At 68.0% G+C, this 15,970-nt stretch carries 12 protein-coding genes and 1 riboswitch; of the genes, 10 read left to right on the forward strand and 2 right to left on the reverse strand.

Translation table 11 applies throughout. The features are described 5' to 3' along the window. Positions 1–52: 52 nt before the first annotated feature. A complete protein-coding gene (locus ACFQVD_RS35170) occupies positions 53–1,477 on the reverse strand; it encodes an alpha,alpha-trehalose-phosphate synthase (UDP-forming) (RefSeq protein WP_343966944.1) in 1,425 nt (474 codons plus the stop codon). Between the two features lie 330 nt (positions 1,478–1,807). Between ACFQVD_RS35170 and ACFQVD_RS35175 the strand changes: the two genes are divergently transcribed. The 9 genes from ACFQVD_RS35175 (at position 1,808) to ACFQVD_RS35215 (ending at position 13,434) form a co-directional block, all read left to right on the forward strand. Next, entirely contained in the window at positions 1,808–3,295 is a 1,488-nt protein-coding gene (locus ACFQVD_RS35175) for a S1 family peptidase (RefSeq protein ID WP_343966942.1), read from the forward strand. A gap of 162 nt (positions 3,296–3,457) precedes the next feature. After that, on the forward strand, positions 3,458–4,015 hold the full coding sequence (locus ACFQVD_RS35180) for an RNA polymerase sigma factor (RefSeq protein WP_343966940.1): 558 nt from the start codon (positions 3,458–3,460) through the stop codon (positions 4,013–4,015). Between the two features lie 208 nt (positions 4,016–4,223). Further along, positions 4,224–5,750, forward strand: coding sequence for a S1 family peptidase (locus ACFQVD_RS35185; protein WP_386273161.1), 1,527 nt, complete (start codon positions 4,224–4,226; stop codon positions 5,748–5,750). A gap of 167 nt (positions 5,751–5,917) precedes the next feature. Then, positions 5,918–7,429 carry a S1 family peptidase gene (locus ACFQVD_RS35190; protein ID WP_386273163.1) on the forward strand — a complete coding sequence of 504 codons (1,512 nt, stop codon included), beginning with the start codon at positions 5,918–5,920 and terminating at the stop codon, positions 7,427–7,429. A 209-nt stretch (positions 7,430–7,638) separates the two neighbouring features. After that, positions 7,639–7,781: riboswitch (SAM riboswitch) on the forward strand. A gap of 14 nt (positions 7,782–7,795) precedes the next feature. Continuing rightward, positions 7,796–9,088 (forward strand): threonine synthase, encoded by a 1,293-nt coding sequence (gene thrC, locus ACFQVD_RS35195; protein WP_343983012.1) that lies wholly within the window; start codon positions 7,796–7,798, stop codon positions 9,086–9,088. Positions 9,089–9,110: 22 nt separating this feature from the next. Further along, a complete protein-coding gene (locus tag ACFQVD_RS35200) occupies positions 9,111–9,386 on the forward strand; it encodes a MoaD/ThiS family protein (RefSeq protein WP_343983009.1) in 276 nt (91 codons plus the stop codon). Positions 9,387–9,736: 350 nt separating this feature from the next. Next, on the forward strand, positions 9,737–9,937 hold the full coding sequence (locus ACFQVD_RS35205) for a cold-shock protein (protein WP_012895270.1): 201 nt from the start codon (positions 9,737–9,739) through the stop codon (positions 9,935–9,937). Between the two features lie 386 nt (positions 9,938–10,323). Beyond that, positions 10,324–11,949, forward strand: coding sequence for a chaperonin GroEL (groL, locus tag ACFQVD_RS35210; protein ID WP_343983001.1), 1,626 nt, complete (start codon positions 10,324–10,326; stop codon positions 11,947–11,949). A 483-nt stretch (positions 11,950–12,432) separates the two neighbouring features. Then, positions 12,433–13,434 carry a YncE family protein gene (locus ACFQVD_RS35215; RefSeq protein WP_343982998.1) on the forward strand — a complete coding sequence of 334 codons (1,002 nt, stop codon included), beginning with the start codon at positions 12,433–12,435 and terminating at the stop codon, positions 13,432–13,434. Here ACFQVD_RS35215 and ACFQVD_RS35220 read toward each other — a convergent pair. Beyond that, complete coding sequence (locus ACFQVD_RS35220; RefSeq protein ID WP_343982995.1) at positions 13,424–15,448, reverse strand: HelD family protein; 2,025 nt, start codon at positions 15,446–15,448, stop codon at positions 13,424–13,426. The two genes, ACFQVD_RS35215 and ACFQVD_RS35220, sit on opposite strands and share 11 nt — an antisense overlap. Positions 15,449–15,579: 131 nt before the next feature. Here ACFQVD_RS35220 and ACFQVD_RS35225 point away from each other — a divergent pair, with 131 nt between their 5' ends. After that, the gene (locus ACFQVD_RS35225) at positions 15,580–15,894 is read left to right on the forward strand and encodes a hypothetical protein (protein WP_343982992.1); all 315 of its coding nucleotides are present in this window, start codon (positions 15,580–15,582) and stop codon (positions 15,892–15,894) included. Positions 15,895–15,970: the final 76 nt, after the last annotated feature.

Raw genomic sequence — 15,970 nt, forward strand, 5'->3', positions numbered from 1 at the left:
AAAGTTAAACAGCCGCGAAAACTATCTCATGAGGGCCCGAAGCCTCCTGTCCTTACCCGAGAGCGTCGAGTTGCTCGGCGAACCACCGGTGCGGCGGAAGCGCGGTCGCCGCCGTGGCCAGCAGGGCGCCCCTCCTGGCGCGCTCGGCCTCGGGCATCGTCAGCCCCTCGTGCAGCGCGGCGGCCGTGGCCGAGACGTCGTAGGGATTGACGGTCACCGCGTGCTCGCCCAGCTCGGCGGCGGCGCCCGCCTCTCGCGACAGCACCAGCGCGCTGCCCGGCGACAGGATCGGCCCCTCCTTGGCCACCAGGTTCATGCCGTCGCGGATCGGGTTGACCAGCAGCACGTCGGCCAGCCGGTAGGCGGCGAGCGAGCGCGGGTAGTCGTCGTCGACGTTGAGGATCAGTGGGTCCCAGTCCTCGGTGGCGTACTCGTCCTCGATCTCCTTGGCACAGCGCTGCACCGCCGCGGTGTACTCGCGGTATTCGGGCAGGTCGTGCCGGGACGGGTAGGCGAAGGCGAGATGGGTGACCCGGCCGTGCCACTCCGGGTGGGCCGAGAGGAACTCCCGGTAGGCGACCAGGCCCCTGACGATGTTCTTCGACAGCTCCGTCCTGTCGATCCGCACGATCAGCCTACGGTCGCCCACCTGGGCGCGGAGCGCGGCCATGTGCGACTCCACGTCGGGTTCGGAGGCCCGTGCCCAGAGCGCCTTACCGTCCACACCCAGGCTGTGCGTGCCGACCCGGGTGGTCCTGCCCTCGTGCGTGACCGTACGGCTCGCGCGCTCGACCCGGGCGCCGAGCACGGTCTCGCAGCAGTCCATGAACGCCCCGCCCCAGCGGGCGGTCAGGAAACCCGCGTGGTCGGCGCCCAGGATGCCCTCCAGGACCTCGGCCGCGACGTCGTCGGGGAGCAGGCTGAAGTACTCGGGCGGAGCCCACGGGGTGTGCGAGAAGTGGGCCACCCGCAGGTCCGGCCGTTCCACCCTGAGCATGGCCGGCACCAGGCTCAGGTGGTAGTCCTGCACCATCACCCGCGCCCCGTGCGGGGCCTCCTCGGCCAGCGCCGTCGCGAACGCCTCGTTGTACGTCTGGTAGGACTCCCACTCCCTGCGGAACCTGGCGTCGAAATGCGGTCTGTTGGGGGTGTCGTACAGCAGATGGTGGACGAACCAGAGTGTGGAGTTGGCGACCGCGTTGTACGCGCGGTGGAAGGTCGCCGGGGGGATGTCGAGCATGCGCAGCGCCCCGGTCTCGTAGCCCGCCTGGTCGAGACGGCCGCCGGGCGCCAGTCGCACGGCTCCGCGGTCGCCGTCGGACAGCGCCGCGCAGACCCAGAGGACGTCGAGGTCCTTCGCGACCTCCGACAGGCCCGACACCAGGCCGCCCCCACCCCTGCGCATGGACAGGGAGCCGTCCTCGGAGAGGGTGAAGGAGACGGGACCGCGGTTGGAGGCCACGAGGATCGCGTTCATCAGATCCCTTCACTCGCTAGGGACACGCTTGTCCAGAAGATTAACCGGCGCCTAGCCTGGGCGCCCTGCTCTTCAGGCCAAGGAAGAATGGCGTTCATTTGAGTGTGTCAGCTCTTGTCGGTAGCTCAGTGAGTACATCCAGGTTTCATGACTTTCCGGTGATGGATCGGAAGCCCGGCGAGCCTGACGGCGCCGGTCCGGGACGTTCCGAGGGGCGCCTGCGTGGCGTGTGGTTTTCGGGGACTTGGGGGCAACGGCTGGATTAGGGTGGCGTTGCCCGTGGGGCGCTCTCCCCCTCCTGCTGTGAAAGCCGAGGTCGAGGAGGGATTCATGTCCCGCAGACATGCCGTCGCCACGGGCTGCGTGCTGGCGATCATCGCGCTCACCCTGACGGGCGTGCCGGTCGCGGCCGGACCTCGGGCTCCGGCCACCGCGTCCGCCTGGAAACCGCCGTCGGGCATGCTGGAGGCGTTCCAACGCGACCTGGGACTGACCAGGCGGCAGGCCCAGGCACGCCTGCTCAACGAGGCCCGCATGCTTCCGGTCGCGACGCAGCTCCGCAGGAGGCTCGCCGACCGTTTTGGCGGCTCATGGCTTGTCGGAGCCATTTCACAGACCCTCGTGGTGGCCACCACCGACGAGGCCGACATCCCCCACATCATCGCGGCGGGCGCCCGGGCCGAGGTCGTCACCCGGTCGATGGCGGAACTTCTCCTGATCAAGGAGAAGGTCGACGGCGCGCTGCCCGCCAAGCCACGCGTGGGAGGCGTGCGCTACGTCGACGCGAAGAGGAACAAGGTGGTCGTCCTGTCCGCGCAGCCCACGGTCGCCGAGAACCTCATCAAGGACGCGAACGTGGACATGGACGCGGTGAGCGTGGTGTCGTCCACCGAGCAACCCCAGCCCCTCCACGACGTGCAGGGCGGCGACGCCTACTACGTCGGTGTCGCGAGTCGTTGCTCCGTCGGTTTCTCGGTGATGCGCGGGATCCAGGCGGGTTTCGTCAGTGCCGGTCACTGCGGTAAGACCGGTGATGCCACCAGCGGTTTCAACCGGGTGCCCCAGGGGGTCTTCCAGGCAGCGGTCTTCCCGGGCAGCGACTACGCCTGGGTCGCGGTGAACCACAACTGGGTGCCCAAGCCGGCGGTCAGTAACGGCATCGGCGGCACCGTGTCCGTCGTCGGCTCCAAGGTGGCCGTCGAGGGGGCCTCGGTCTGCCGGTCCGGTTCCACCACCGACTGGCACTGCGGGGTCATCCTGCAGCGCGACACCAGCATCATCTACCCCCAGGGGGCGGTCTCCGGGCTGACCCGCACGAACGTCTGCGCCGAGCCGGGCGACTCGGGTGGCTCGTTCATCTCGGTGGACCAGGCCCAGGGAGTCGCCTCCGGCGGCTCCGGGGACTGCACCTCGGGCGGCGTCACCTACTTCCAGCCGATCAACGAGATCCTCACCGCCTACGACCTGACCCTGGTGACCGACACGATCACCTCGCCGAGCACGGGCACCTGCACCGGCTACCCGAAGATCTACGTCGGTAATCTGGAGAGCGGTCAGGTCGCCTACCGGCCGAGCACCAGCTACTACCGGGCGACCGTCGCCGGCCAGCACCACGGCTGCCTGGACGGGGACGACGGCGTCGACCTCGACCTCTACCTCGAGAAGTGGAAGGGGGCCGGTTGGGGCACCGTCGCCGTCTCGGACAGCGCGGGCCCCGACGAGCAGATCAGCTACACCGGCATGCCCGGCTTCTACCGCTACCGGGTGGTCTCCGTGAGCGGCTCCAGCCCCTACACCCTGGGGTTCACGACGCCTTGACGACCGGTCCCGCGCTCCTGGCGGACCCTGCTGGGAGCACATATAAGGGCGGAGATCGGCATATTTCGGGTTTGTCGCTTTTTGTAACAAAGCCGAAGGTCGGCAACGGGGATCCCCGACCGTAGGATGTCCAGCGACTGTGACCGCTGATGGGGGCTCGTGATGGCGTTGGACGAGACGACCGAGGAGCTGGCCCGGGCGGCCGCCCAAGGTGACCACCGCGCGCTCGGCGAGCTGCTGAAGCGTATCGAGCCCGCGGTGCTCCGGCACTGCGGGCGCATCCTTCCCTTCCGGCAGGACGCGGAGGAGGCCTGCCAGGACACCCTGCTGGCGGTGGCACGCAACATCGGCCGCTTCGAGGGGCGCGCCAAGTTCAGCACCTGGCTGCACATCGTGACCGCCAACTGCGCCAGGAGCACCTACCGTTCACTGAAGCGCCGCGCCGCGGAGCAGAGTTCGGACGAGTTGCCGCTGCAGAAGCCGGACGTCGCCAGGGTGAGCGTGATCGCCGGATCCCGGCTGGACCTGCTCGACGTGATGGAGGCCCTGGAGGCGGAGAAGCCCGATCTCGCCCAGGCACTGGTGCTGCGCGACATCTGCCAGCTCGACTACAACGAGGTGGCCGAGCAGCTCCGCATCCCGTTGGGCACCGCCAAGTCCCGTATTCACCAGGCGCGCAAGTACGTCCAGGGCGCTCTGGGCGACGCCTACGGCTTCTGACCTCGACGGGTCCCGGGAACGGCCGAGCCGGCCCGGGGAGCCCCCGCGCGGGAACGAGAGCGCGCCGGCGAGGTGAGATCCGATCGAAATCGTCTGCCGCGTGGCGTGTGGCGTTCGAGGTCCTGGCGGCAATGGCTGGATTAGGGTGGCGTTGCCCGTGCGGCGCTCTCCCCCTCCTGCTGTGAAAGCCGAGGTCGAGGAGAGTCTCATGTTCCGCAGACATGCCGTCGCCACGGGCTGCGTGCTGGCGGTCACCGCGCTAACCCTGACAGGTGTGCCGGCTGCGGCCGGACCCCGGGTGAAGAGTGTTCCGGTCACCGTGTCCGCCTGGAAACCGCCGTCGGGCATGCTGGAGGCGCTCCAACGCGACCTGGAACTGACCAGGGAACAGGCCCAGGCGCGCCTGCTCAACGAGGCCCGCCTGACGGGAGTGGCGGCGGAGCTCCGTGCGAGACTCGGCGACCGTTTCGGCGGCTCGTGGCTGATGGGAACCATCGCGCAGACCCTCGTGGTGGCCACCACCGACGAGGCCGACATCCCCCACATCATCGCGGCGGGCGCCCGGGCCGAGGTCGTCAGGCGGTCGCTGGCGGAACTCGACAGGCACATAGACGGCCTCAACCAATCGGTACCCGGAACCAGGAACGATGGGAGTGTCCGCTACGTCGACGCCAGGAACAACAGGGTCGTCGTCCTGTCGTCGGAGCCGTTGGTCGCGGAGGATCGCATCGAGGCCGCCGGCCTCGACACGGATGTGGTGAAGGTGGTGCCGTCCACCGAGCGGCCCCGGCTCTTCACTGACGTGCAGGGTGGTGACGCCTACTACGTCGGTGTCGCGAGTCGCTGCTCCGTCGGTTTCTCGGTGATGCGCGGGACCCAGGCGGGTTTCGTCAGCGCCGGTCACTGCGGTAAGGCGGGTGATGCCACCACCGGTTTCAACCGGGTGCCCCAGGGGGTCTTCCGGGCGTCGTCCTTTCCGGAGAACGACTATGCCTGGGTCGCGGTGAACTCCGGCTGGACGCCCAGGCCGGTGGTGAGCAACGGCATCGGCGGCGCCGTGCCCGTCGCCGGCTCCAGGCCGGCTCTGGAGGGTGCCTCGGTCTGCCGGTCCGGTTCCACCACCGACTGGCACTGCGGCCTCATCCGGCAGCGCGACGCCAGCGTCACCTACCCCCAGGGCACCATCCACGGGCTGACCCGTACCAGTGCCTGCGCCGAGCCGGGCGACTCGGGCGGCTCGTTCATCTCGGTGGACCAGGCCCAGGGGGTCACCTCCGGCGGCTCCGGCGACTGCACCACGGGTGGCGTCACCTACTTCCAGCCGATCAACGAGATCCTCACCGCCTATGGCCTGACCCTGCTGGCCGACAGCACCGCCGGCTCGTCGGGTGACATCTCCCCGGGCACCGTCCCATCGGGCAGGCAGGTCTGCACCGGCTACCCGAAGGTCTACACCGGCACGCTGAACAACGCTCAGTCCGTCTCCCAGCCGAGCCGCTACTACCGATCCGCCGCCGCCGGCATGCACTCCGCCTGCCTGGACGGCGGTGACGGCGTCGACTTCGACCTCTACCTCCAAAGGTGGCAACGGTCGAGCTGGGTCACCGTCGCCGGCTCCGAGGGCGCGGGTTCCGACGAGCGGATCAGCTACGTCGGCCCGCCCGGCTTCTACCGCTACCGGGTGGTCTCGGTGAGCGGCTCCAGCCCCTACACGCTGAAGGCCAAGGCGCCCTGACCCGCCTTCCGCGGCCCTCACCCAGGCCGCGGCCCGAACGGCCGCAAATCGTCTGCCGCGTGGCGTGTGGCGTTCGAGGTCCTGGCGGCGATGGCTGGATTAGGGTGGCGTTGCCCGTGCGGCGCTCTCCCCCTCCTGCTGTGAAAGCCGAGGTCGAGGAGAGTCTCATGTTCCGCAGACATGCCGTCGCCACGGGCTGCGTGCTGGCGGTCACCGCGCTAACCCTGACAGGTGTGCCGGCTGCGGCCGGACCCCGGGTGAAGAGTGTTCCGGTCACCGTGTCCGCCTGGAAACCGCCGTCGGGCATGCTGGAGGCGCTCCAACGCGACCTGGAACTGACCAGGGAACAGGTGCGGGCACGTCTGGCCAACGAGATCCGTATGTCGGGGATCGAGACAGACCTCCGCGAGGCGCTCGGCGACCGTTTCGGCGGCTCGTGGCTGATGGGAACCATCGCGCAGACCCTCGTGGTGGCCACCACCGACCCCGCCGACCTCCCCACGATCGTCGCGGCGGGCGCCAGAGCCGAACTCGTCAAGCGGTCGCTGACGGAACTCGCCGGGCTCATCAGCGACCTTAACGTGGACCTGCCGGGAGAGGGCGAAGGGGGCGATGTGCGCTTCGTCGACGCCAGGAACAACAGGATCGTCATCCTGTCGAAGAGCCCCCTGGCAACCGAGGATCTCGTGGAGGCCGTGGGGGCCGACTCAAGTGTGGTGAAGGTGGTGCCGACCACCGAGCGGCCCCGGCTCTTCACTGACGTGCAGGGCGGTGACGCCTACTACATCGGCAGTTCGAATCGTTGCTCCGTCGGTTTCTCGGTGATGCGCGGGACCCAGGCGGGTTTCGTCAGCGCCGGTCACTGCGGTAAGGCGGGTGATGCCACCACCGGTTTCAACCGGGTGCCCCAGGGGGTCTTCCGGGCGTCGTCCTTTCCGGAGAACGACTATGCCTGGGTCGCGGTGAACTCCGGCTGGACGCCCAGGCCGGTGGTGAGCAACGGCATCGGCGGCGCCGTGCCCGTCGCCGGCTCCAGGCCGGCTCTGGAGGGTGCCTCGGTCTGCCGGTCCGGTTCCACCACCGACTGGCACTGCGGCCTCATCCGGCAGCGCGACGCCAGCGTCACCTACCCCCAGGGCACCATCCACGGGCTGACCCGTACCAGTGCCTGCGCCGAGCCGGGCGACTCGGGCGGCTCGTTCATCTCGGTGGACCAGGCCCAGGGGGTCACCTCCGGCGGCTCCGGCGACTGCACCACGGGTGGCGTCACCTACTTCCAGCCGATCAACGAGATCCTCACCGCCTATGACCTGACCCTGCTGACCGGCGACGCCACCACCCCACCGGGCACCGCCCCGCCCGCTCCGACGGTCTGCACCGGCTACCCGAAGGTCTACACCGGCACGCTGAACAACGCTCAGTCCGTCTCCCAGCCGAGCCGCTACTACCGATCCGCCGCCGCCGGCATGCACTCCGCCTGCCTGGACGGCGGTGACGGCGTCGACTTCGACCTCTACCTCCAAAGGTGGCAACGGTCGAGCTGGGTCACCGTCGCCGGCTCCGAGGGCGCGGGTTCCGACGAGCGGATCAGCTACGTCGGCCCGCCCGGCTTCTACCGCTACCGGGTGGTCTCGGTGAGCGGCTCCAGCCCCTACACGCTGAAGGCCAAGGCGCCCTGACCCGCCTTCCGCGGCCTGGCGCGGGAGGTTCCACGGGACGTCCACCGCGACCGGTGCCTGTCGGCCGCGGTGGTGCCCCTCCTGCGGACAAGGGTGATCTGTCCGGCAGGCAACACGCTATGTCTCACATAATGAGACAAGTGGCCGGGGTGGCGGTACGGCGATGTAGAGTGCCTAAGACCTGCCTGTCAGGTCTCCAACTGAATATTTGCTCATCCAGAGGGGTGGAGGGATCGGCCCTGCGAAGCCCCGGCAACCATCCCGGTTCAAGACTCGTAATCGACACGAGGTCAGCCGGGACAGGTGCCAATTCCGGTCTGTGACCAGGGTGGTCCGCAGACGAAGATGAGGGAAAGGCCTCGCTTCATGGCGCTCGCAACCACTGAGAACACCACCGCCTCGCTTGGTCGTGTCGAAGACACCCGAAACCAGCACTTCGGCCCCGCCGTGGCCCTGTCCTGTCGCGAGTGCGGTGCCCGCTACGACCTCGGCCCGAGCTTCGCCTGTATCGAGTGTTTCGGGCCCCTTGAGATCGCCTACGACTTCGGGCGGGTGACCCGGGAGCAGATCGCCGAGGGGCCGGCCAACATCTGGCGTTACCGCTCGCTGCTGCCCGTCCCCGCCGACGTGGCCGCCAAGCCCAACATGGAGCCCGGCTGGACCAGGCTCGTCAACGCCGGCAACCTCGCCCGTGAGCTGGGCATGCGCTCGCTGCACGTGAAGGACGACTCCGGTAACCCCACGCACTCTTTCAAGGACCGCGTGGTGGCCATCGCCGTCGAGGCGGCCCGTAACTTCGGCTTCCACACCCTCTCCTGCTCCTCCACCGGCAACCTGGCCGGTGCCGCCGCTGCCGCCGCCGCGCGGGCCGGGCTGGACGCCTGCGTGTTCATCCCCGCCGACCTGGAGCAGGCCAAGGTCGTCATGGCCTCCGTGTACGGGGGCAGGCTCATCGGCATCGAGGGCACCTACGACGATGTGAACCGCTTCTGCTCGGAGCTCATCGGCGACGAACTGGGCGAGAAGTGGGGCTTCGTCAACGTCAACCTCCGGCCGTACTACGCCGAGGGCTCCAAGACGCTGGCATACGAGATCGCCGAGCAGCTCGGCTGGCGCGTTCCCGACCAGATCGTCGTGCCGGTCGCGTCGGGCTCCCAGCTCACGAAGATCGACAAGGGTTTCAAGGAGCTGATCGAGCTCGGTCTCGTCGAGGACAGGCCGTACAAGATCTTCGCGGCCCAGGCCGAGGGATGCTCCCCGGTCTCCACCGCCTACAAGGCGGGCCACGACGTGATCCGCCCAGTGAAGCCGGACACGATCGCCAAGTCGCTGGCGATCGGCAATCCCGCCGACGGTCCGTACGTGCTGGACATCGCCCGCCGCACCGGCGGCGCGGTCGAGGACGTCACCGACCCCGAGATCGTCGACGCGATCCGGCTGCTGGCCAGGACCGAGGGCATCTTCGCCGAGACCGCCGGAGGTGTCACCGTCGGCGTGCTCCGCAAGCTGGTCGCGGCCGGGAGGCTCGACCCGGAGGCGGAGACCGTGGTTCTCAACACCGGCGACGGTCTCAAGACCCTCGACGCGGTGGCCGCCGAGGCGCGCCCCACCGCCGTGATTCGTCCCTCCCTTGACGCATTCCGTGCGGCAATCGCCTAGAAATCGTGAAAGGTACTGAATTATGAGCGTTTCTGTGCGGATTCCGACGATTCTCCGGACTTACACCGGTGGTGCTGCCGAGGTGAGCGGAGAGGGCGAGACCCTGCGCGACGTCCTCCAGAAGCTTGACGCGGACTTCCCGGGGATCGGTGCCCGGATTCTTGATGAAACGGGTAAGATCCGCCGTTTTGTCAACGTCTATGTGGGAGATGAGGACGTCCGCTTCGCCGACAATCTCGACACGGCCACGCCCTCCGGCGTCCAGGTCTCCATCATCCCGGCGGTCGCCGGGGGCTGAGACCCACCCCCCGCACCGCGCCGGTCGCACCCTCCCGGGGGGCGCTTGCGACACCCTCTCCATGACACCCGCCCGGCTCCGGCCGCGTGCGGGTGTCATGCTTTGTGGCGTAAACCGGTATTCGCGGTGGGGAAAGATAATGTAATCTTTAACTAACTAATAGTGATAGTCAAACTGTGCTCTCGTACTAAATGCTCTTGTAAAGAGCTAGTTTGGTGCTTGACTCTGTTGCCCAACCGGTTCCCACAGGTATGGTCGAGGACGATCGATGTGGCGAAGTCTGCCCCGGAGATTGAGGACTTCGCGAGAGGAATGGGCGTCGTCCTTAAGTCCAGTAAGAGGAGTCGCAAGTGGCGCAGGGCACCGTCAAATGGTTCAACGCGGACAAGGGCTACGGCTTCATCGCGGTAGACGGTGGTAAGGATGTGTTCGTCCATTACTCCGCGATCATGATGGATGGCTACCGTGCACTCGAGCAGGGCCAGCGAGTCGAGTTCGAGATCACCCAGGGGCAGAAGGGTCCCCAGGCGGAGTCCGTCCGGGCGGTCTGACATGGCCGTCCCGTGAACCCGCGGGGAGGGGCCGGTGGATCCCGCGGCAGCGCAGTCCGCCGGATCCACACCACCTAGGCCCGGCTCGCCTCCCCAATCGGCGAGCCGGGCCTTCGCTTTGCGCGGAACACACGCCCGCGTGACGCGGCGCATACGCTGACGTGGCCCGGAGCGGAAGCCCGCTCCGGGCGCGACGCAGGTCAAGGGGTCGTGGCTTGCACTCGGCAAGGTAGAGTGCTAAACACGTTGTTGGCACTCACGCATAGAGAGTGCCAACCCTGGATCGAGGCGATGGGGCCCGCCGAACGGAGTCGTGGGCCCGCATGCCGTCGCGGGCGTCGGCTCGGTCCGGTGCAAGCCACCCTGTCTCTGGGAGGTCTAGCCGTATGGCAGCCAAGATGATCGCGTTTAACGAGGACGCCAGGCGCGGTCTCGAGCGTGGCATGAACCAGCTCGCGGACGCCGTCAAGGTGACCCTCGGCCCCAAGGGCCGCAATGTCGTTCTGGAGAAGAAGTGGGGCGCCCCCACCATCACCAACGATGGTGTCTCCATTGCGAAGGAGATCGAGCTCGAGGACCCGTGGGAGAAGATCGGGGCCGAGCTCGTCAAGGAAGTCGCCAAGAAGACCGACGACGTCGCGGGTGACGGCACCACCACCGCCACCGTGCTCGCTCAGGCTCTCGTACGCGAGGGTCTCCGCAACGTCGCCGCCGGCGCCAACCCGATGTCCCTGAAGAAGGGCATCGAGGCCGCCGTCGAGCGCGTGTCGGAGGAGCTGTCCAAGCTGGCCAAGGACGTGGAGACGAAGGCGCAGATCGCCTCCACCGCATCCATCTCCGCGGGCGACCCGCAGATCGGCGAGATGATCGCCGAGGCGATGGACAAGGTCGGCAAGGAAGGCGTCATCACCGTCGAGGAGAGCAACACCTTCGGCCTTGAGCTCGAGCTCACCGAGGGCATGCGCTTCGACAAGGGCCTCACCTCGATGTACTTCGTGACCGACCCGGAGCGTATGGAGGCCGTCCTCGACGACCCGTACATCCTGGTCGTCAACTCCAAGGTGTCCGCCAACAAGGACCTGCTCCCGGTTCTCGACAAGGTCGTGCAGGCCGGCAAGCCGCTGCTGATCATCGCCGAGGACGTCGAGGGCGAGGCCCTGGCCACCCTGGTCGTCAACAAGATCCGCGGTCTGTTCCGCTCGGTCGCCGTCAAGGCGCCCGGTTTCGGTGACCGTCGCAAGGCCATGCTGGGTGACATCGGCATCCTGACCGGTGCCCAGGTCATCAGCGAGGACCTCGGCCTCAAGCTGGAGTCCACCACCCTGGACCAGCTCGGCCGTGCCCGTCAGGTCATCGTCACCAAGGACGAGACCACCATCGTCGACGGTGCCGGTGACGCCGAGCAGATCGCCGGCCGGGTCAACCAGATCCGCGCCGAGATCGACAACACCGACTCCGACTACGACCGCGAGAAGCTCCAGGAGCGTCTCGCCAAGCTGGCCGGCGGCGTGGCCGTCATCAAGGCCGGCGCGGCGACCGAGGTCGAGCTCAAGGAGCGCAAGCACCGCATCGAGGACGCCGTTCGCAACGCGAAGGCGGCCGTCGAGGAGGGCATCGTCCCCGGCGGTGGCGTGGCCCTGCTGCAGGCCGGCGCCAAGGCGTTCGACAAGCTGGAGCTCTCCGGCGACGAGGCCACCGGTGCCGCGATCGTCAAGAAGGCCCTTGAGGAGCCGCTGAAGCAGATCGCCGTCAACGCCGGCCTCGAGGGCGGCGTCGTGGTGGAGAAGGTGCGCAACCTTCCCCCGGGTGAGGGCCTCAACGCCGCCACCGGCGAGTACGTCAACCTGTTCGAGACGGGCATCATCGACCCGGCCAAGGTGACGCGTTCCGCTCTGCAGAACGCGGCGTCCATCGCGGCGCTGTTCCTCACCACCGAGGCCGTCATCGCCGAGAAGCCCGAGAAGGCCGCGGCCGCTCCCGCCATGCCCGGCGGCGGCGACATGGACTTCTAAGTCCAACGCTTTCGCATAAAAGAGGCGACCCCGAGATGTCGGGGCCGCCTCTTTTGCGTGTTTCCCGAGGTCTCGTCCGTCGTATGTCATTGCAGGAGTCGTCCTGACGGCCGCCACAGGAGAGACCGTGAGCTGTGGTATTCGATCAGGAGGCCGCCCGTGCGGAACCGCGGGCGAGGGGAGGGAAGTCGAAAACCGGGCTGGCCCGGAGACACAGAGAAGTGGAGGCTGTGATCACATCCATGCCGTTTGGCTGACTTCGGCACCATCAAGCAATGAATGGACAGGGCGGGCGTACCAAGGGCTCAAGCCAGCGTGTCGTTTCCGGGACATGATGCCGTGCGGCCGTAGAACGAAGTCCCCGCTGTAGGGATGGGGTTCTTGGTGGTACAGCGGTAGGTGAGGGGAGCGATGGATCATAACCACTGGAGACCACCTGGCCGGTTACCGGCGGGTGGGTGGCGGTCACGCGTCCTTCCAGCCATGGCGGTGCTGGTCATCGTGGCCGGACCGGTGGCGCCGACGGCCACGGCCGCGGCGGCCACGCCGCCGGAGAACGTCGCCTACGTGACCAACTCGCAGTCGAACACCGTTTCGGTGATTGACACGACGACCAACAAGGTCACCGTCACCATCCCCGTCGGTGAGAACCCCATCGGGGTGGCGGTCGCTCCCGACAACGCGCATGTCTACGTGACCAACGCGCAGTCGAACAACGTGTCGGTGATCGACACGAGGATCAACAAGGTCACTGCCACCGTTCCCATCAACGGCCACCCCGTCGGGGTCGACGTCTCCTATGGAGGCACCCGTGTCTACGTGACCGACGTGCAGGCGAACACCGTGTCGGTGATCGACACGGTGACCAACAGGGTCATCGCCACCATCCCGGTCGGCCACAGCCCGTTCAGGCTCACCGCCATTCCCTATCGCCGTGTCTACGTGGCCAACCAGGACTCCGACACCGTGTCGGTGATCAGCACGGTGACCAACAGGGTCATCGCCACCATCCCGGTCGGCCGCAGCCCGTTCGGGATCAGATTCGCCCCCAATCGCCTCCGCGTCTATGTGGCCAACCAGGACTCCGACACCGTGTCGGTGATCAGCACGAGGACCAACAAGGTCATCGCCACCATCCCCGTCGGTAACAATCCTTCCAGGATCACGGTCTCCGCTGACAGCGCTCTCGTCTACGTGACCAATCTGCTCCCGAACCTCGTGTCGGTGATCGACGCCAAGACCAACAAGGTCATCGTCAGGATCCCGGTCGAGGGCGCTCCTTTCGGGATCACGATCTCCCCTGACGGCGCCTACGTCTACGTGACCAACCTGGACACGGACAGCGTGTCGGTGATCGACGCCAAGACCAACAAGGTCATCGGCGTCATACCGGTCGGCAGGAATCCTTTCGGGATCAGAGCGGCGAACCCCATGCACAGGCCAAGGAGCCGTTCGTACCGCGCCGACCAGACGGTCACCCGCTGAGCTGGGCGGGAAGCTCCCGGGCGTGCAGGACGGTCAGTGAGGTGACGGCCCGGGTCAGGACCACATACAGGCGGGCCAGGCCGCGAGGTTCGGCGTCGACGATGTCCGCGGGTTCGGCCACGATCACGTGGTCGTACTCCAGGCCCTTGGCCAGGGTCGCCGGGATGACCAAGAGACGATGGTCCTCGACGGTGTCGGGGCTCAGCACCCGGTGGTCCAGATCGGACAGGGCTTCGGACGCGGCGCCCACCAGGGCGTCGGGGACGATGACGCCGATCGAGCCCTCGCGGGCGAGTGCCTCCCGCGCGGCATGGGCCAGCGCCGTGGCCAGGTCGGGTACCGGCCGCACCGACAGGGAGCCCGCGCCGGGGCGCAGCGACCGGGGGGCGGCCAGGTCCGGGGCGACGGAGGGCAGCAGCCTGGCCGCGTAGTCGAGGACCTCGCGGGGCACGCGGAAGCCGAGGGTCAGCTCGGTGACGGCGCCGTCCTCGAAGCCCAGATGACTCAGGACCTCGCCCCAGGACCGGGCGGACCAGGGCGTGGTGCCCTGGGCGAGGTCGCCCAGCACGGTGGCGGAGCCGGTGCGGCAGCGTCGGCCGAGGGCACGTAGCTGCATCGCCGACAGGTCCTGGGCCTCGTCCACGACCAGGTGACCCAGCGGGACGGTCCGCTCGATCATGTCGCCCAGCTCGTCCATCAGCGCGCCGTCGGCCGCCGACCACTTCGCCGAGCGGAAGGACTTGGGAGGCTTGGGCCAGAGCAGCAGCGACTGCTCGGCGGCGGTGAGATCGTCCTTGGCGGCGGCGGCGAGGAAGGCGGGGTCGCTGAACAGCCGGTGGAGCACCTGCTGTGGAGTCAGCTTGGGCCAGACCGTGTCCACGAGCTGCCTGACCGGCTTGGACCTGGCGACCGCGTCCTGCACCCGGTCGTCGGGAGACTCACCGCGCTGCTCCATCCGGACGAGCACCAGGTGGGCGAGTCGCTGGGCGAGCGTCGCGCGCCCCGGACCGTAGCGAGTGGTGCCGCGGAGCGAGGCGACGATCTCGCGGACCTCGTGGTCCGCCACCCGGTAGCGGTTGATCCCCTTGGTGAACAGCACGCCCTCGGTGGGCTTGACCACGTGCGCCCACAGGGCGCGTCGTAGTACACCGACGATCCTCGCGTCACCCTTGAGCGTGCCGACCGCGGGGTCCTCGGGCGCGGAGTGGTCGCCGAGGATCCCGGCGACCGTGGTCTGGTCGACCTTGACCTCGCCCAGCGCGGGCAGGACCGAGGAGATGTAGGAGAGGAACGCCCGGTTCGGGCCGACGATCATCACGCCCGACCTGGCGAGCCGCTCACGGTGGGTGAAGAGCAGGTAGGCGGCCCGGTGCAGGCCGACGGCGGTCTTCCCGGTGCCCGGGGCACCCTGGACGCACACCGTCCGGCCGAGTTCGGAGCGGACGATCTCGTCCTGGTCGGGCTGGATCGTCGCGACGATGTCGCGCATCGGTCCCGAGCGGGGGCGCTCGATCTCCTCGGTGAGGATCCTGCTCTGGGCGAGGGCGGCGCCGCCCTGGTCGAGGCGCTCGTCCTCGTAGGCGGTCAGGTCGCCGCCCTGGTAACCGAATCGGCGGCGCAGCACCACGCGCATCGGGTCGGACGGGCTGGCCTGGTAGAAGGCCCGTGAGACCGGGGCGCGCCAGTCGATCACCAGGGGGCGGCTGCGGTCGTCGTGGACGTGCCTGCGCCCGACGTAGACCGTGCCGGGAAGATCGTCGCCCGCCTGGCGGTCGAGGCGGCCGAAGAACAGGGGCGTGCCCGAGTGGTCGGCGAGCGCCGCGACCCGCTGGTCCAGCAGCGCCTGCAGGATCTGCTGGGAGACCCAGTCTCCGGCGGCGTCGGAGGAGAGGGACTGGGCGTGCTCGCGCATCGCGCGCAGCGCCGTTCTGGAGATGGCCAGGTGCTCGCGTTCGGCGGCGAGGATTCGGGCGGGATCGTCGGTTATGTCAGGGGCCAATTGATGTGCGGGCACGCTGAAGCGCCTCCCATTCGATAAACGGAGGTGGTGGTCATCGGGTAGCGAATGGACCAGCTTAGCGGCGACGCCGGTGTGTCTCAAAAGGATTAACGCCGGACTGGGACGCGGCGGGCGCGGGTATCCCGATGGTCGTGCGGATCTCCCCGGTCATACCGACGGTCGCCAATCTTCTACTGGCCGCACTCTGGGGGCTTTCGGTGTTCGCGGGCTGGGGGCCGGAGGCATTCTGCTCCGACCCGGGCTGCGTGGCCCGACTGGACGGGGTGGCCTGGGTATCGGCCCTGTTCGCGGTGATCGCGGCCGGTTGCACGGCGGGCGCCTGGCTGGCGCCCCCGATTCGCGATGACGAAAATCGTTTCATCACTCTGATGATCGCTGCGGTGATCATGTGGGTGATCGCGGAAAGCGTTTTCTTTACCGGCGGCCTGATCGTTCGGTAATCATCCTGGCACCCTCCGTCATTCTCCTGTGAAATGGCGAAAAAGCCAGGCGAACATGGTGACTCCCGCAGATCAT

Source organism: Streptosporangium amethystogenes subsp. fukuiense, from assembly GCF_042665875.1.
GTDB classification, from domain to species: Bacteria; Actinomycetota; Actinomycetes; order Streptosporangiales; family Streptosporangiaceae; genus Streptosporangium; species Streptosporangium fukuiense.